The organism is Trebonia sp. (assembly GCF_030042015.1).
GTDB lineage: Bacteria > Actinomycetota > Actinomycetes > Streptosporangiales > Streptosporangiaceae > Trebonia.
Map to the genome: position 1 here is coordinate 1 of NZ_JASIAL010000158.1, position 16577 is coordinate 16577.

Annotated in this window: 19 protein-coding genes; 10 read left to right on the forward strand and 9 right to left on the reverse strand. The window is 69.5% G+C overall.

Translation table 11 applies throughout. From position 1 onward, the window contains the following. The 3 genes from Q1N79_RS07990 to Q1N79_RS08000 form a co-directional block, all read right to left on the reverse strand. A partial coding sequence (locus Q1N79_RS07990; protein ID WP_367185040.1) for a respiratory chain complex I subunit 1 family protein occupies positions 1 to 668 on the reverse strand: 668 nt, incomplete at its 3' end. A 233-nt stretch (positions 669 to 901) separates the two neighbouring features. Then, the gene (locus tag Q1N79_RS07995) at positions 902 to 1309 is read right to left on the reverse strand and encodes a cupin domain-containing protein (RefSeq protein WP_300606096.1); all 408 of its coding nucleotides are present in this window, start codon (positions 1307 to 1309) and stop codon (positions 902 to 904) included. Between the two features lie 7 nt (positions 1310 to 1316). Beyond that, complete coding sequence (locus Q1N79_RS08000; RefSeq protein ID WP_300606098.1) at positions 1317 to 2486, reverse strand: FAD-binding oxidoreductase; 1170 nt, start codon at positions 2484 to 2486, stop codon at positions 1317 to 1319. Positions 2487 to 2567: 81 nt separating this feature from the next. On the opposite strand from Q1N79_RS08000, the gene Q1N79_RS08005 reads away from it, so the two are divergent. Next, positions 2568 to 3758: an acyl-CoA dehydrogenase family protein gene (locus Q1N79_RS08005; RefSeq protein WP_300606100.1), complete on the forward strand. Its 1191-nt coding sequence runs from the start codon at positions 2568 to 2570 to the stop codon at positions 3756 to 3758. A gap of 24 nt (positions 3759 to 3782) precedes the next feature. Here the strand turns inward: Q1N79_RS08005 and Q1N79_RS08010 are convergent, their stop codons facing one another. Then, a complete protein-coding gene (locus tag Q1N79_RS08010; RefSeq protein WP_300606102.1) occupies positions 3783 to 5033 on the reverse strand; it encodes an aromatic ring-hydroxylating dioxygenase subunit alpha in 1251 nt (416 codons plus the stop codon). Between the two features lie 837 nt (positions 5034 to 5870). Here Q1N79_RS08010 and Q1N79_RS08015 point away from each other — a divergent pair. Further along, entirely contained in the window at positions 5871 to 6587 is a 717-nt protein-coding gene (locus Q1N79_RS08015) for a hypothetical protein (protein ID WP_300606104.1), read from the forward strand. Between the two features lie 142 nt (positions 6588 to 6729). On the opposite strand, the gene Q1N79_RS08020 is transcribed toward Q1N79_RS08015, so the two are convergent. Further along, entirely contained in the window at positions 6730 to 8187 is a 1458-nt protein-coding gene (locus tag Q1N79_RS08020; protein ID WP_300606106.1) for a DHA2 family efflux MFS transporter permease subunit, read from the reverse strand. Next, complete coding sequence (locus Q1N79_RS08025; RefSeq protein WP_300606108.1) at positions 8184 to 8696, reverse strand: PadR family transcriptional regulator; 513 nt, start codon at positions 8694 to 8696, stop codon at positions 8184 to 8186. Before Q1N79_RS08025 ends, Q1N79_RS08020 begins: the two co-directional genes overlap by 4 nt. Positions 8697 to 8764: 68 nt before the next feature. Here Q1N79_RS08025 and Q1N79_RS08030 point away from each other — a divergent pair, with 68 nt between their 5' ends. Continuing rightward, positions 8765 to 9322 (forward strand): hypothetical protein, encoded by a 558-nt coding sequence (locus Q1N79_RS08030; RefSeq protein WP_300606110.1) that lies wholly within the window; start codon positions 8765 to 8767, stop codon positions 9320 to 9322. 75 nt (positions 9323 to 9397) lie between these two features. Next, positions 9398 to 9799: a DUF2237 domain-containing protein gene (locus Q1N79_RS08035; RefSeq protein ID WP_300606111.1), complete on the forward strand. Its 402-nt coding sequence runs from the start codon at positions 9398 to 9400 to the stop codon at positions 9797 to 9799. Between the two features lie 15 nt (positions 9800 to 9814). Here the strand turns inward: Q1N79_RS08035 and Q1N79_RS08040 are convergent, their stop codons facing one another. Then, positions 9815 to 10285 carry an SRPBCC family protein gene (locus Q1N79_RS08040; RefSeq protein WP_300606113.1) on the reverse strand — a complete coding sequence of 157 codons (471 nt, stop codon included), beginning with the start codon at positions 10283 to 10285 and terminating at the stop codon, positions 9815 to 9817. A 37-nt stretch (positions 10286 to 10322) separates the two neighbouring features. Between Q1N79_RS08040 and Q1N79_RS08045 the strand changes: the two genes are divergently transcribed. Beyond that, positions 10323 to 11252, forward strand: a complete 930-nt coding sequence (locus tag Q1N79_RS08045; protein ID WP_300606115.1) for an aldo/keto reductase — start codon at positions 10323 to 10325, stop codon at positions 11250 to 11252. 46 nt (positions 11253 to 11298) lie between these two features. Here the strand turns inward: Q1N79_RS08045 and Q1N79_RS08050 are convergent, their stop codons facing one another. Then, the gene (locus tag Q1N79_RS08050; RefSeq protein ID WP_300606116.1) at positions 11299 to 12315 is read right to left on the reverse strand and encodes an alcohol dehydrogenase catalytic domain-containing protein; all 1017 of its coding nucleotides are present in this window, start codon (positions 12313 to 12315) and stop codon (positions 11299 to 11301) included. A gap of 342 nt (positions 12316 to 12657) precedes the next feature. Next, positions 12658 to 13695, reverse strand: a complete 1038-nt coding sequence (locus Q1N79_RS08055; protein WP_300606118.1) for a hypothetical protein — start codon at positions 13693 to 13695, stop codon at positions 12658 to 12660. Between the two features lie 257 nt (positions 13696 to 13952). Between Q1N79_RS08055 and Q1N79_RS08060 the strand changes: the two genes are divergently transcribed. The 5 genes from Q1N79_RS08060 to Q1N79_RS08080 all read left to right on the forward strand — a co-directional run. Next, positions 13953 to 14468: an META domain-containing protein gene (locus tag Q1N79_RS08060; RefSeq protein ID WP_300606121.1), complete on the forward strand. Its 516-nt coding sequence runs from the start codon at positions 13953 to 13955 to the stop codon at positions 14466 to 14468. A 76-nt stretch (positions 14469 to 14544) separates the two neighbouring features. Continuing rightward, entirely contained in the window at positions 14545 to 14853 is a 309-nt protein-coding gene (locus Q1N79_RS08065; protein ID WP_300606123.1) for a hypothetical protein, read from the forward strand. 18 nt (positions 14854 to 14871) lie between these two features. Continuing rightward, the gene (locus tag Q1N79_RS08070) at positions 14872 to 15225 is read left to right on the forward strand and encodes a PadR family transcriptional regulator (protein ID WP_300606126.1); all 354 of its coding nucleotides are present in this window, start codon (positions 14872 to 14874) and stop codon (positions 15223 to 15225) included. Continuing rightward, entirely contained in the window at positions 15222 to 15662 is a 441-nt protein-coding gene (locus Q1N79_RS08075; protein ID WP_300606129.1) for a hypothetical protein, read from the forward strand. Before Q1N79_RS08070 ends, Q1N79_RS08075 begins: the two co-directional genes overlap by 4 nt. A gap of 10 nt (positions 15663 to 15672) precedes the next feature. Then, positions 15673 to 16577, forward strand: a 905-nt coding sequence (locus Q1N79_RS08080) for a DNA polymerase IV (RefSeq protein WP_300606132.1), incomplete at its 3' end; no start/stop codon positions are given.

The window sequence follows — 16577 nt, forward strand, 5'->3', positions numbered from 1 at the left end:
GCGTGCCCGAGCCCCCATGGCAGGACGAAGACGTTCATGAAGATCGACGACAGCAGGAAGAGCTTCATCCAGCTTCCCCACTTGACGATCGCGTACTCGCGACCCGAGTACTCCAGCACCCGGCTCTCCTCGATCATCGAGATCTCCGTCGAGGTTGCCGGGCTGTCGATCGGTATCCGCCCGTTCTCCGCCAGGACAATCATGAAGAACGAGACCAGGCCGAGCAGGTGCGTGGGCAGCGTATACACCGTGACCGAGCTCGCGATCACATGATTTTCCAGGTAGGGGTTGTCCGAGTTGGACAGCGCGGCCACGGTGAAGAACACGAGGATAAGCGAGGGCTCGGCAAGACTGCCGACCCAGGTGGTGCGGCTGGCGCCCAGGCCGCCGATCGGGCTCCCCGTGTCGAGCGCCGCCAGCGTGATCGAGAAGCTCGCCAGCATCAGGACGAAGGCGCCGCCGATCAGGTCTGCGAGGAACGCGAGCGGCAGCGGCTCGTCGGTGATGACGGGGACGATCACCGAGACCGTCAGGTAGCAGGAGAAGGCGACGAACGGAGCCACCCGGAAGATCCAGGACGCATTCTCAGAGATCGCGCTTTCCTTGCGCAACTGCTTGGCAAGGTCCCGGTACGGCTGAAAGACACTGGGCCCGCGCTTGGACTGCACCCTGGCCTCGGCCCGGGCAATGCAGCCTATATAGAGCGGGGCAAGAATCAGAACTGCCGCGCTCTGGATAACCTGCAAGGCGATGGCTATCAGGGCAAGCCTCTTCTACCATAGAAAATAGATAGAAGCCATCAGCCTTGCCGAAGCGGTCCGGCCAGGCCTATGCGGGCTTCATCGCCTTATGAGGCCCATATTATAGCAGCCCAGCCTGTACACGCGATAGGAAACCGCGCTCAGAAGATGACGTACACCTTGCGGACGGTTTCGTGCAGCTCCCACGTGCCCCGCCAGCCGCGCGGGAACACCGCGCTGTCCCCAGGCCGCAGCAGGACCGGCGACCCGCCGTCCGCGGTGACGGTCAGCGTGCCGGACAGGATGTGCACGAACTCGTGCTGCTCCTGGACCCAGTACGACGGCCCGGCGGTGCACTCCCAGACCCCCGCCTCCTGATCCCCGGAAGACCCTCCTGAGGTCCCTTCCTGACTCCCTTCGGAAGACCACAAGGTAACCCCGCGCGTCGCCATGGGCTCCCCGGTCGCCTCCGCCAGCGGCCCCCAGTCCTCGAGTTCGGCGCTCGCCGCCCCGGCCAGGTGCGCCAGCCAGGCACCAGGGACAACGGGCGTACCAGCATCCACGGTCATCAGAACCTCACTTCGTTTTTTCCGGGAACGGAAGGGCTATCGGGTCGGCGGCCAGGCGGCTGCGCCCCGATGCGTCGAACCGGTCGAGCCCGAGGTCGGACAGGTCCACCACCGCCGACGACCCGGTCAGCGCCACATCGGCGACCGCCGCGGCGACCGCCGGGCCCCACATCATCCCGGCACCGCCCGCGGACGCCACGAACACCCGGTCCAGCCCCGGAGCCGGACCGATGATCGGCAGGTGGTCGGGCGTGTAGTCGATCGTCGCCGCCCAGACCCGCCGCAGCGCGAGCCCCACGGTCAGCGGCACGAGCTTGGCGAGCCGCTGCCGCATCAGCGTCATGTACTCCCAGTCCACGGACCGGTTTTCCCCGGGCGGCTCGTCCGGATTGCTCATCCCGAACAGCAGCCCGTCCTCCTCCGGCCGCCAGTACAGCCCGGAGCCCACGTCGAAGACCATCGGCGTGTCCGCGAATTCCGGATGCTGCTCGGTCACCGCGACCTGGTGCCGCGCGCCGCCCGCCGGGATCGCGACCCCGGCCAGCGCGCCGACCGCGGCGAGCTTCGGCCCGCCGGTCAAGATCACCAGGCCCGCGTCGACCGTGCCGCGCGAGGTCAGCACCGTGCCCGCGGACAGCCCGGCGAACGCGGTCTGCTCGGCGACCACCACGCCCGCCGCGAGCAGCGCGGCGGTGTAGGCCGCCACGTTGCGCGAGGGGGTGATGAACCCGTCCTCGGCGCAGTACGACGCGCCGAGCGTCTGCCCGGGTGCCATCGAGGGGTTGAGCGCGTCCACCTCCGCACCCGAGACCCAGCGCACCGGGATGCCGATCGCCTGCTGCATCGCGATCCGGTCGCGGGCGGCCGCGACCTCCGCCGGCGTGAAGCACGGCAGCAGGTAGCCCTGCTCGGTGAACCCCGAGTCGGTCCCGATCTCCGGGCGCTGGCGCAGGTAGAACTCGCGGGACCAGCGCCCGAGGCGGACGGCCTCCGGCGTGCCGCCCTGCAGCCTGACGACGCCGGCCGCGCGGCTGCTCGCGCCGGCCCCGAGCTGCCCCTTTTCCAGCAGCACGACGTTGGCTAGCCCGGCCTTGCGCAGGAAGTAGGCGCACCACCCGCCCACGGTCCCGCCGCCGACGACGACGGCGTCGGCGCTGCGAGGGAGATCAGAACTCATTGGCACGCCTCCGATGCTAGGCATAGACTGAACATTCAGTCAATGCTTTGGCATGCGATCGGCACACGAGAGGCGGCAGCTGTGGGCGACGGCGCGATGTACGGCTTGTCCGATGATGACCTGGACATTCAGGCGCGGGCACGCGCGCTCGCGGACGAGCTGATCCCGTTCGAGGAGCAGGCCGAGCTTTCCGGCCTGCCCGGCGACGTGACCAAGGCCCATGCCAAGCGGGCACGCGAGCTGGGCCTGCACTCAACGAACATGCCAACGGAGCTCGGCGGCGGCGGGCGCAGCACGCTCCAGCAGGTGCTCGTGCAAGAGCAGATGGGCCGCGTGACGAACGCGCTCGGCTGGGTCGCGGCCACCCCGCCGTCGTGGCTGCCCCCGGTCGCCACCGCCGACCAGGTGGAGCGCTACCTCAAGCCGGCGATCCGCGGCGAGCGCGAGGAATGCTACGCGATCACAGAAGAAGGCGCCGGCTCCGACGTCGACGCCATCGAGGCGACCGCCCGCCGCGACGGCGACCACTGGGTGCTCAACGGCATCAAGTGGCACGTGACTTCCTTTAACACCGCTGACTTCTGCTTTTTCCAGGCGAAAAGAATTTATCCAGAACGAGCGGTCGCGCCTGCCCAGCCCCAGCACCTGATGTTCCTGGTGGACCTGCCTTCCCCCGGCGTCAGCGTGGTCCGCACCCCCGCGTACTCGCACACGATCAGCCACCACCATCCGATCGTCGCCTTCGACGACGTCCGCGTGCCCGCGGCCAACCTGGTCGGCGCCGAAGGCGACGGGATGGCCTACGCCAGGGAGTGGTTCCGGTTCGAGCGGCTGATGGTCGCCGCGCGCTGCCTCGGCGCCGCCGGGCGCCTGCTCGCCGAGATGACCGAGTTCGCCAGAAATCGGCACGCGGGCGGCGGCCCGATCAGCGAGCACGGGCTGGTCGCCGGCATGCTCGCCGACAGCCTGACCGAGCTGTTCGCCGCCCGGTCGCTGACCTACGAGACGGCCCGCGGCATCGACCGGGGCGGGGACATCAAGATCGCGCACGCGCAGTGCTCGATGGCCAAGCTCTACAGCTCGGAGATGGCCGGCCGGGTGGCCGACCGCGCCGTCCAGGTCTTCGGCGGCCGCGGCTACATGCGGGAGAACGTCGCCGAGCGCTTCTACCGCGAGCTGCGCGTGGAGCGGATCTGGGAGGGCACCAGCGAGATCCAGCGCATGATCATCGCCCGCCAGCTGACCCGCCGCGGCCCGGCCGCGCTCGCCTGACCCGAGGGGCCGCGGCCCCGGCCGCTAGCCGCGCGGCAGCGGCAGCTCCGCGGTGGCCTCAACCGCGCGCTCGACCACGCGCTCGCCGAGGTAACCGCGCGCGACCGTCGTGACGAACGCGTAGACCGTCTCCTCGTCGGGCGCGAGCGGCCCGGGGGAGGCGTGCGGCGAGGACAGCCCGCGCTGCACCGCCTCGCAGGCGGCCCAGTCCTGCCGGTTGGTCAGGTCCCAGAAGTCGACCGCGTACCCCGGGTCGAAGTCCGCCCGCGCGGTCGCCTCAGGCGCGAACGCCCAGCTGCACTCGATCCGGGTCCTGTCGGCAGCCACGGGGACCAGCAGGTGCGTCATGACATAGTCCGGGTGCAGGCTCAACAGCACGTTCGGGAAAATTTGAATGTAGATAACGGTCCGCAGCGCTTCGCCCAGCAGCCCCCTGAGCGGGACCCCGTTGCTCCGCCCGTCCAGCGACATCGTCGCCGCGCCGGACCGCAGCTCCATCGTGCCGCCGATCCAGGCGCCGGTGGACGCGTAGTTCTCGCCGCTGCGCGGCGGGGTGACCCGGCACAGCTCCGGGTGGATGGCGGGGCAGTGGTAGCACTCGTGGTAGTTCTCGGTCAGGATCTTCCAGTTCGCGGCCGCGTCGTAGCCGTGCACGGCGGCGGTGACCAGTCGCTGCGGCTCGTACGGCGCGATGACCTCGTCGAGGGCGGCCAGCGGCAGCGGCCCGGCCGCGCCGCCCGATCCGTCGACGAAGACCAGCCCGTGCCACTCGGCGCACGGCAGCGCCGCCAGCGGCCACGCCGACGGGTCGAAGCCCGCCGTGCCGCGGAACCCGGGCGCGCCGCGCAGCTGCCCGGACAGGGTGTAGGCCCAGGAGTGGTAGGGGCAGACGATCGCCTTGGCGTTCGCGGCCGAGCCGCAGGGCAGCAGCTCGTGGCCGCGGTGCCGGCAGGTGTTGGCGAACGCGCGCACGGCGCCGTCCTCGCCGCGCACGAGCAGCACGCTGCCGGCGCCGACGTCGGCGGCCAGCTGGTCGCCTGCGACGCGCAGCTCGCTTGCGCGCGCCACGCACATCCAGCCGCCGCCGAAGAAGTGCCGCCGCTCCCACTCGAAAACCGCCGGGTCGGTGTACGCGGCGCGGGGCAGCATCCGGCTCTCCCCGAACGGCCGCAGCGCTTCCGCGAGCCCGCCGGGGTCGACCGGGGCAGGCGGGAACGCCCGCGTTGACGCGGGGGGTGCGGCGGACAGGGACGCGGACAATGGTTGACTGACCATACAGTCAAGGCTAAGCCGTGCATGGGCACCTGTCTAGGCGCCGGGGCGCCTCAGCGGCCGGCCGGGTTGCCCGAGACCGCTTGACCGGCGACGTACAGCCGGACCGAGCATGCCCCGGTGGACGGCGCGCACGCGATGGTTAGCACCCCTTGGGCGTGCGCCAGCGAAGGTCCGGAAAGCGGAGAGGGCAACGGCGGCAGCGGAACAAGCGCCTGCACGGGGACGGGAACAGCCACGGGCGCCGGGGCAGGGACCGCGGGCGGGGCCACCGAGGCCGGCGAAGCGCCAGCCGGCGGAGCCGGACCACGCGACCCAGCGGCGTGGTGCAACTCCACGCCGGTCACCGCGAGCCCGGCGGCCACGACGGCCAGGGCCAAGGCCGCGAGGCGCCAGCGGCGCGGCAACGGCGGCCGGGGGTCCCGTTCCGGCTCACGACCCGAACCGATCACATCCAACGAACCACGCTCCGGACAGCTCATCCGGCCTGGCGGGCACCGGTTTTTCCTGGACAAGGCCATGGTCGCGCGAGGAAAGCCCCACCTGCAATAAGCACGAGCGGATTGTGCCTGTTCGAGCCCTTGCTGGTTCGCGCGCCACCCGTCACGCCGGCCCCCGCCGGCCCCGGAGATTGACTGGCGAAACAGCGTGTTCGAATCCAGTTTTGGTTGCGCCGTAAAAGCAGTAATGACGCCGGCCGCGCACGGCAAGAATTTAACCATTGTCCGGATGGCGCATTAGACGTACACTTCTCCTGATCGCGAATAGATCCCGGCCGGGCGAGAGCGCGCCAGCTGCAAAGGCAGAGTCCGAAGTGGTGGAGGCGGTACCATGCGGAAAATGCAAGCGCGCACGTGGCGAATCGTTCTTGCCGGCCTCGCCCTCTTCGTGATCGCGCCTGCGTTGCTGTTCGCAGGCAGCATTCAGGCCGAGGCAGCCGTGCCGAGGGGAGTGCCGAGCGTGGCTCCGCTCAACCCGTGCAGTGACTGCAGCAAGGTGGGGAACTTCTCGGTTTCTTACAATAAGACCTGGAAATTCGTCTCCAAGCCACTGAAGCTGTGCGTCGTCTTCGATGCCAAGGGAAGCATCAGCTACACGCTGTGGTACGTGATAGCATATCACGTCTACTACTATCTGTGGACCAATCAGACGCTCAAGTCCCCCGAGCTGACGCTCACGGTTGAGCGCTCCAGCTGCAGCGGATCGAAGACGACCACGAAGGTGGACATCGGGCAGCACTGGACCGGATATTCGTGCAGTTTCAACCCGTCTATCTCGGTAGCTTACCCATGGGCCGTGAGCATATCGGGCTGGCCGTCCTGCGGAAACCGCAACCAAGCCGAATACTCTACCGGCTACGGCAAGGGCTCGGTTTATCACCAGTACAACACCGGGTCGCCGTCATCGTTCGGCAACTACGATTCACGTGTCGCCACGTTCAACTACCCGTGCTACGGCGTGTTCGCGAGCGGGATCATGTGGGAGGGAAATACTTCCGATTCATACAGCGCGGGAAACAGTTCTGGCGCGAAATCGGTCTGCCTGAGCAAGCGGTGACCTGGGCGACCACGGGATCCGGCACGACCGCCAACCCCGCTTCTCCGCGCAGCATGATCGCGAAGGCCTTTTTTCTGGGCGAAGACTTTTATGTTCAGTACTGCAAAATCTCTACGCGCTAGAAAAAGTCCGGGCCCTTTCCTTACCCGCCCGCGAGGCTCGTGTTCGCCACAGCAGGCAGCCACAGCGCCCCCACCGCGCCGGCGCCAGCCACGCACGCGATTACTATCCCGGTCAGGTGCAGCGCGTGCACCGGCCCGCCCGCGGAGTGTGACGCGGCCGTGTACAGCGACACCAGCAGCCCGATGCCGAACGACCCGGCGATCCGCTGCACCACGTTGAACAGGGTGCTCGCGTCCCCCATGCGCGACGGCTCGAGCGGCCCGGTCAGCGCCGCGAGCAGCGGGCTGATCACCAGCCCGATCGACACCGAGCGCACCGCCAGCAGCAGCGCGATCGCCCACAACGGGGTCCCCGGCCCGACAAGCACGAGCAGCAGGCTGCCCGCGCCAAGCACGAGGAACCCGGCGCACACGGTCGACCGCACCGTGACCCGCGTGAGCACCCGCGACCCGAGCACGGTGGACAGCCCCGTGACCAGCCCCTGCGGTGCCATCGCGACGCCCGCGGCCAGCGCCGACCGGCCCTGCACCGACTGCACGAAAACCGGCAGCAGGAAGACCGCGGCCCAGGTCACCACCGAGGCCAGCGCGCACAGGCCCATGGACAGCGCCGCGACCGGCTGTCGCGCCAGCGACAGATCCAGCGGCGACCCCGAGCGCCCCGGCCGCCCCGGCCGGGCCGGGCGCCCCCGCCCGTCCGCCCACCGCCCGTACACCGCGAGCAGGACCGCTCCCGCTACCAGCGGCCCCAGGCATGCCGCGGCGTCCCACCCGTCTGTCCCGCCCTCGTTCGCGCCGAGCAGCACCAGCAGCAGTCCCGCCGCGAGCAGCACCAGCCCGGGAAGGTCAAATTCATAGTCTCCCGAACGATCCCCGCCGGCTCCCTGCGCCAGCCGCCCCGCCGCGCACGTGGCCAGCGCCCCCAGCGGCACATTGATCGCGAAGATGAGCCGCCAGCTGGCGGCCCCGATCAGCGCGCCGCCGACGGTCGGCCCGAGCGCCGGCGCGGCGAACAGCAGGATCCCGGCGGCGGGGGACACGGAGCGCCCCTTGCCGGACTTGCCAAGCAGCATGGACATCGCCAGCGGCACCAGCGGCGCGGCGACAAGCCCCTGCACGGCGCGGAACGCGATCAGCGCGGCGATGCCGGGGGCGAGCGCGCACAGCGCGGACGCGGCGGTGAACGCCGCCAGGCTGGCCCGGTAGAGGCGCCGCGTCCCGTACCGCCTGGCGAGGTAGGCGGTGCCGGCCAGCCCCGTGCCGAGCGCGAGCAGGTATCCGCTGACCGTCCACTGCACGGTGTCCAGGGGCGCGTGCAGGGACCGCGCGATCGGCTCGGCCGCCACGTTGACGACGCTGGAGTCGAGCATGGACAGCAGCGGCCCGGCGAGCATCGCGTACTGCACGACCGCGCCCGCCGCCACGCCGGTGCCCGCCCGCGGCCCCGTGCCGCCCAGGGTGGTCCCGCGCGGCGTCACGGCTGCGCCGCGAGCGTGCGCAGCCCGGCCAGCCAGCCGCGCTCGGCCTCGTCGCGGCGGATGAGCTCGTCGGTCACCGCCTGCGCCCACCGGTCGCCGGCGGCCCTGGTGCGCATCTGCGCGAAGTGCGCGAGCCGCGCATCCAGGGCCGCCTCGCGCGCGGCGATGACGGCCAGCCGCTCGTCGGGGTCCAGCAGGCCGAACTGGCCCAGCCGCGCCATGAACTCGTAGTCGTCGCCGGCCTGGTCCTGCGGCAGGTCCGCGATCATGTCGTGGAGCATCTCGCGGCCGACCGGTGTCAGCGTGTACACGATCCGCGGCGGCCGGCCTTCCTGCGGCTGCCCGGTCCTGGTGACCGCGCCGGCCTCCTCGAAGCGGCGCAGCGCCGGATAGAGCGAGTTGTTGTTCAGCCGGAACCCGGTGGTGTTCTCCACCCGCTTGCGCAGCTCGTAGCCGTGCGCCGGCTGGCGGGTGAGGTGGCGGAGGATCAGGATCTCGACGAACGACATATGGTCCAGTCTAACCTATGTAAGACTGGACTAGTCGAGGGCGGTCTATGCTGATCTGACCTGCTGCCATGGAGATAGCCATGCGGATCGCGACGTTCATCAGCTGGCTGCTGACCGCGAGCCTTGGCGGCTACATGCTGCGGACCTGGCTGGTGCGCGGCGGCCTGCGCCGGGAGCGCGCCCGCACTGGCGGGCTGCCGCCGCAGCTGATCTTCGGCCACGCCGGGCTGGCCATCTCCGGCCTGCTCGTGTGGGCCTGTTACCTGGCCGTCGGCGCGCGGGCGCTGGCGTGGACAGCGGTCGGGATCTTGATCGTGACCGTCGGGCTCGGGCTGTGCACGGTGACGCTGTGGACGCCCTACCCCGCGCGCAAGCCCGGCGAGCGCCGCGGCCCGGCGCCGTGGGACGAGGCGGCCATGGTCGTCCCGGACACCCCCGCGGAGGCGGCCGACGCGCCTGAGCACGCGCTGATCACCGACGAGATGATCGCGCGGCTGCTTGCGGATGACTACCGCGGGACGCGGCACCGCCCGATCAGGCCCAACCCGGCCGTGCTCGTCCCCATCGCCCACGGGTTCGCGGCGATCATCACGTTCGTGCTCGCCGCGATGACCGTCAGCATGTGAATTGCACGTGTCGGGAACCGCACGATCGGCTGGTGAGTCTTGCGGATTAAGACCCGCGCTGTCGATACTTCTGGGATGGGCGACCGAAACGTGCTCGGCGGCGAACTTGAGCCATGTGGCACTGACCCGCTGACCGGTTTCTACCGGGACGGCTGCTGCAACACAGGGCCGGAGGACGTGGGGAGCCACACCGTCTGCGCGGTCGTCACCCAGGAGTTCCTGGAGCACCAGCGCCGCATCGGCAATGACCTGACCACGCCGATGCCGCAGTATCGCTTCCCCGGACTTGTGCCGGGGGACCGGTGGTGCGTGACCGCCGCGAACTGGCTGCGCGCCCACGAGGACGGGGTCGCCGCTCCCGTCGTGCTCGCCTCCACGCACGAGCGGGCGCTGGAGATCGTGCCGCTGTCCGCGCTGCGCCAGCACTCCGTCGACGTCCCGGCCGACGCCAGCGCGCTCGAGGACACCGAGCGCTGACCGGCGCCGGTCCGGTCACCCGGATTCGGCGGCCCGCTTGAGCGCGGCCAGCGTGTGCGGGATCCCGGTCCGCGCCGCCTCGAACCGGTCGGCGAGCTGGGTTTGCGCGTCGGCCCCGAACCGGTTCTCGAACCGCGTGAGGCCGTCGGGCAGCATCTGCCAGGACTCGGTCACCTCGGTGCCGCCAGGCACGGCCGTGAACGTATAGCCCCACCGTGTCCACGTGCCGCCGACCGTGAACGCGAACTCCTCGCCGCGGGCGGCCGCGACAACCTGGGACCGGGTTTCCCATGCGCCCCGCTCCGGCGTCTCGTTCCGGCCGGTGAACCACGCGCCGACCCGCGGGCCGTCGCCGTCGTCCCACCAGCACGCCGTGCACACCGGGCTCCACTCGCCCATCCGTGTCACGTCCGAGACCATGTCGTACAGGTCTTGCGGGGAGCGTGCGATGACAATTGATTCTGCATGCGTCAGGGGTGTCTCCACGATGACCCATTATCGCGGTCCGCGATAGCGTGCACTCATGGCGATCCAGACACGAACCCTAGGGCGCACCGGCGCGGACGTGACGATTCTCGGCTACGGGGCCATGGAACTGAGAGGGCACCCCAGGGGACCCGAGATCGGCGACGAGGACGCGGGCCGCCTGCTGAACGCGGTGCTCGACGGCGGGATCAACCTCATCGACACCTCTCCCGATTACGGCAGGAGCGAGGAGCTCATCGGCGCCTCGATCGGCCACCGCCGGGATGAGTACTTCCTCGCCTCCAAGTGCGGCTGCCTGCTCGAGGTGCCGGCCGACGTCCCGCCGCCGTACCCGCACGACTACAGCCCCGCCAACGTGCGGGCGGACGTCGAGCAGAGCCTGCGCCGGCTCCGCACCGACCGGCTCGACCTCGTGCAGGTGCACCTGTCGCCGAGCGTCGCCACGCTGCGGGACAACCACACCGTCGAGACCCTGCGGGAACTGCGGGACGAGGGCAAGATCCGCTTCATCGGGATGTCCGGCATCCTCCCGCACCTGCCCGAACAGATCGCCCTTGACGTCTTCGACGTCTTCCAGATCCCGTATTCGGCGGTGCAGCGCGAGCACGAGGACCTGATCACGGCGGCTGCCGGCACGGGCGCGGGCACGCTGATCCGCGGCGGCGCCGCACGCGGCGCCCCGGCCGAGGACAAGAACTGGACCACCGGCCCGATCGGCCTGGCCGCGGACGAGGGCCAGCGCCGCTGGCAGGCCGCGGGCGTGGACGACCTGCTCGCGCGGGCTGGCATGTCGCGGATGGAGTTCGTGCTCCGCTTCACGCTGAGCCATCCCGGCCTGTCGAGCACGATCGTGGGCACTGCCAACCCCCGCCACCTGGACGCCAACATCGCGGTCGCGGAGAAGGGCCCGCTGCCCGACGACCTGTACGAGGAGGCCAGGCAGCGGCTGCGGCCGGCGGACGCCTAGCCCGTCCCGCCTGCGGGCGCGGCTGTGAGCGCCGGCCCGCCGGCGCTCACAGCCGGGGATCGATGTGGATCTTCGTGCCTGGTTCGGCGTCGACGTGCCCGGCGAGCGCCGCCGCGGCCTGGTCGAGGCCGACCACGACCGCGGCGAGGTCTCCCGGCGCGACCCGGCCGTCGCCATAGTGCGCGATCGCAGGCGCGAGGCCCGCCGATGCCCCGAGGATGCCCACGGCGGTCATGTCGCCCAGGGTCAGGTCACGGGTATCGATATGGCTTGGCCGCGGCGAAAGGCCTATGCAGACCATCCGCCCGCCGGGGTCTACCAGGGCGAGTGCTGCTGACGGGACGTCCTCATCGCCCGTGCAGTCGATGACCGCGTCGTAGGTGTCCCGCGGCGGGTCAGTGGCCATCCAGTACCGGCGGGCGCCGAGCTTGCCCGCGAGTTCCCTGCGACGGGAGTCCAGCGCGAGAACGTGGACTTCCGCCCCCGCGACGCTGGCGAAGGCGACGGCCAGCAGCCCTATCGTGCCCGGTCCGCAGACGAGGACCCGCCGCCCTGGCCCGGCCTGCGCCGCGGCCACGGCACGGTAGGCGTTCCCGCCGGGTTCAACCAGCGCCCCCGCCCGGTCGTCGACCGTGTCCGGGAGCGCGTGCAGGCTGGCCGCGGGCACCAGCACCTTGTCAGCCAGCGCCCCCGGCCACCCGGTGATCCCCAGCTCATGACGGTCTGCGCAGACGTGACCGTTTCCCGCGCGGCAACGGCGGCAACTGCCGCACCCCAGCATCGTGTCCCCGGTGACCCGGGCGCCGTACCAGGCCTCGTCGACCCCGGCGCCGACTGCAGAAACGACACCGCACCACTCGTGCCCAGGACGCAGCGGGAAACGTGACTTCCCCTGCGCGAAGTAGGGCAGTTCCCCGGTGAACAGCTCGGCGTCGGTTCCGCAGATCCCGACGCGATGCACATCGACCACGACCTGCCCCGCGGCAGGCACCGGGACGTCGACCGCCTGCACCCGGGCTGACCCGGCGCCCTCGATCACAAGTGCGCGCATCGCATCGGTCACGGCAGCGCCACCATAACCCGATCCTGGCGCACATTCCCCGGCCGCGCCACAGCCGCGGGCCGCCCGGCTCTGACTCCAGCGCGAGCACGCCGAACACGCACTAGTGTACCCGCCGATCCTCGCCGACTCTGGCCACGAAGGCGCCGGCGCGGGCGTGCACATCCCGGTGAGAAAATCCGACCACGCGGCGAACTCGGCATCGGCACGAAAACGCGCAACGCGCTGCTGCGCTCCGTGCGCTACCAGAGCGAACGCGGCTTCGCGCTCATGTCCGGGTGGTGACCGCTGGGCAGCCGTCAGCCCGTCACATGGTCCCGGTAACCGCTGAAGGAACCGACGAACTCACCCGGTTACGAGGGACGCTCCCTCGATGCTGTTGACAATTGTCAACTCTGAAGAGAATAGAACATTGGTGTAGCATATGTTGCTTCCATAATCATATGCTGGGCCGCAGTCGGCCGCCCCCGTCCCGACTTCGTCGTTACCTGCCTGGATCATACCCGCCGCGTTTACTTCGCCGGTTTCAGTGTTCGTGAGCGTCATCACCGGCCCACCGCTGTCACCTTGCATCACGGCAATGGCGCCGACTGTCTCCTGCGTACCTTGGATCGTCTCGAACGGGTTGCCATAACCGTCGTTGAGAGAAACGAGCATATTCGTAACCTCAACGTTACAATGCTCGCCCGAGTTCCCCCCCTCGGTGCACACCAGGTCGTTGAGGCCGACGTTCCCGTAGCCGATGACGACTGAGGTGGTCGATGAGTTATAGCCGTGATTGAACATCCAGGGGAAGCCGTTCCCCGTGAGTACACGCGCCCCTCCATCCGATGAAAGCTCCAGCGTTGTCCCGTATTGCTGGTCCGCAGGCGCCGACTCGCCGTAGTCATCGCGAGCAACGAAATCCGCATGATCGCAGTGACGGGCGGTCTCAGTATAGTCGACGCCGCCGATCTCGATAGCAAAGCCCGTCGAACATGTATCACCGGTGCTCTGGCTCACCATATAGTCTCCGGCGTTGAATGGGGAGACATCCGAGTCTCTGGTGCCAGTTGGCGTGTAGACGACACCCGGATCGATGTGAACCGGAATTCCCAGGACCGAAGTGGATAGCGTCCGCACCTGGGGCGCACGCGTCACCGCAGATGACGAAGTGTACTGCCCGTCCACGGTCAGGCCGTCTTCTGTGGCTGAGATAGCGGCGATTGCCGAGATATTGAACCCGGCCCATTCGCCGTTCGCGGCTTGCTCCCACACAGCGGCTATTGCCGCTCTAAGTTGCTGCAGACTGTACTTTCGCTCCTGCACGGTGACGGGGATGCCAAGTTGACGTCCCTCCTGAATGATGTTTGACAAGAACGCCGTTACCGGGCCGGACCACATGATGGTGATCGATTTCTGAGCCAGATCATCGGCTTAGACAGCGAGGTGGGATCACAATCAGTTTTTCGTGTTGGCAAGCTCGTCGTGTACAGACGTGAGTTCGTCCGCCTCGGCGGACTCCCCTGCAGTTCCAGGTTTCGGGATTAGATCACGTGGGCGGGTGGGCGGCCCGCTTGAAATTTCCGTCTTCGGAACGGTCGGGGGCCGATCGCCGTCAAAGGATGTAGGATGAGAGACATGGGGATGGAGCGCATCCGATGAAGCGGATTGGTAAGTCACTGACGGTATCCATTGCCGCTGTGGTACTCGTGTGGCTGACGGTAGCCGGATGCGGCACCGCGGCAGCTGGGGGTACCGCGCCTCAGTCGGGGACTGCTTCGCAGGGATCGGCTGCAGAGAAACCATCGAGCGCGCAGGCGGGGTTCGTAGGCCACAAATGGCGCGTTGTCGCCATTGACCACAACGGCAGGGAAACGCCAATCCCTGCGCGTTACAACGTCTATGTTATATTCGCGCGGAACGGGGGCTTCGGCGGCAATGATCCCGTCAACTACCATTCCGGGACTTACCGCCTGGCTAGCGGCGGTTTCACAACTAGCATGCTCAGCACCACGCTGGCTGGTTACGCGGGCAAAGACCCGATCGTCGCGCTGGCGGTCGCCGCGATCACGGCTTTCGACCCTGGGGTACATGCCGCGGCTACGCTAATCGGAAACCGGCTCAAGATCACAGTCGGCAATTACCTGCTCGAATGCCAGCCCGACGGCGTGTAAGCCGACTCCTCGGGGCCACGGCCCCTGCTCCTGCAAGGGGATATCGCCCGCGGTGTGGCTTCCCGCCCCCTTGGGCGTGCCGACTGGCCTTGCGGTCGCCGGGGCGGTGTGGGCGTGGCGGACGTGGTCGGTGATGGCCGGGGCCTCCGGGCGGTCGGCGTTCGCGCTGGCCGTGTTCGGCGCCCGCCAGTGGCGCCGCAAAGTCCGGGCGGCGCGCGGCACGCCGCATCGCGCGACGGTGCTCACCTTGATGCGGCCGCTTTTGGGAGGCGCAGTGGCGAGGGAGTCGGCCGCCCGGTGGGTGTCCGCCCCCGGCTGGACCCGCGTAAAGCCGCTCGGCACGATCCTGGCTTACCCGACCCGCTCGTTGACTAATCTTGCGTGACAAGACATCATGTGAGGCATGGGCAATGATCCGGGCATGACCGAGCTGCGCAGGGGAGTGCTCGGCCCCTGCGTGCTTGCGCTGCTTGAGGTCAGGCCCCGGTTCGGTCTCGAGCTCGTCCGCGAGCTCGACGCCGCCGGCGGGCTGCTGACCAGCGACGGCACCGTGTACCCGCTGCTGAACCGGCTGCGCGACGCAGGGCTGGTGACCAGCGAGTGGCGCGACGCCGAAGGTGAGCGCGCGCGGCGCTACTACTTCATCACCGACGACGGGCGCAAGCAGCTGGCGGCGTTCCGCGCGGACTGGACCGAATTCGCCGCCACAGTCCGCGGCGTCCTGTACCCGGTCGGAGAGGAAGGACGTCGGCAATGAACGAAACGGTGCTCGAGCATCCGCTGGTACGCGACTACCTGCGCGCCCTCGACTCGGCCTGCGCGGGGCTGCCCGCGGCCCAGGCCCGCGAGCTGCGCGAGCAGATCGCCGCCCATCTAGACGAGGCCCTCCCGCCCGGCGCCGCCGACGCCGAGGTACGCGCCGAACTCACCCGGCCGGGCACTCCTGGCGCGCTCGCCGCCGAAGCGGCCGGACCGGGATCCCGGCCCGCGGGGCGAAGGCTCCTGCCGGGAAGCATTCCGCCGCACTCTGTCCGGTTGCTGCGCGTCTGCGACGGGCCCGGGGGTCAGACGATCATCACGGACCTGTCTCTGCGGGTGCGCGTCGGGATCGCCGCCAGGACCGAGAACCTCCAGCCGGGCCTGGCGTGGGCGCCGCAGGACAACAAGGCGTCCGACTGCGGGCAGAACGGGTAATACTCGGGGCGTGACCCGCTGGGTGCTGCACGTGGACCTCGACCAGTTCATCGCGGCCGTCGAGGTGCTCCGCCACCCGGAGCTCAAGGGCAAGCCGGTCGTGGTCGGCGGCGACGGCGACCCTGCCAAGCGCGGCGTGGTCAGCACCGCCTCCTACGAAGCCAGGAGCTTCGGCGTCCACTCCGGCCAGCCCCTGCGCACCGCACGCAAGCGCTGCCCCGACTGCGTCTTCCTGCCGGTGGACGCGAAAACCTACAACGCGGTGTCCGCCGAGGTCATGGCGGTCCTGCGGGATACCGGCGACCCGGTGGAGGTGCTCGGCTGGGACGAGGCGTTCCTCGGCGTGGACACCGAAGACCCCGAAGGCTACGGCCGCGGCCTCGCCGCCGACGTGAAGGCGGCCACCCAGCTGGACTGCTCGGTCGGCATCGGCGAGAACAAGCTGCAGGCGAAGATCGCCACCGGCTTCGGCAAGCCCGCCGGGGTGTTCCGGCTCACCTTCGCGACCTGGTATGAGCTGCTCGGCGACCGCCCGCCCGACGCGATCTGGGGGATCGGCGCGAAGACGACCGCCAAGCTCGCCGCCCTCGGCATCACGACCGTGCGCGAGCTGGCCGCCGCCGACCCGGACCGGCTGGCCGCGGAGTTCGGCCCGATGACCGGCCCGTGGCTGGTGCTGCTCGGCCGCGGCCGCGGCGACGCCGAGGTGGACCCCACACCGTACGTCGCCCGCTCGCACGGCCGGGAGGTCACCTTCCAGCACAACATCACCGACTGGGCTCGGGTAGGGGAAGAGGTGGCCCGCCTCGCCAGGCAGGTCGCCGATGAAGTTTCGGAACGGACCGTGGCTCGTGTGGTCGTCAAAGTCCGCTACGCGCCCTTCATCACGGTCACCCACGGAGTGCCGCTGACGGC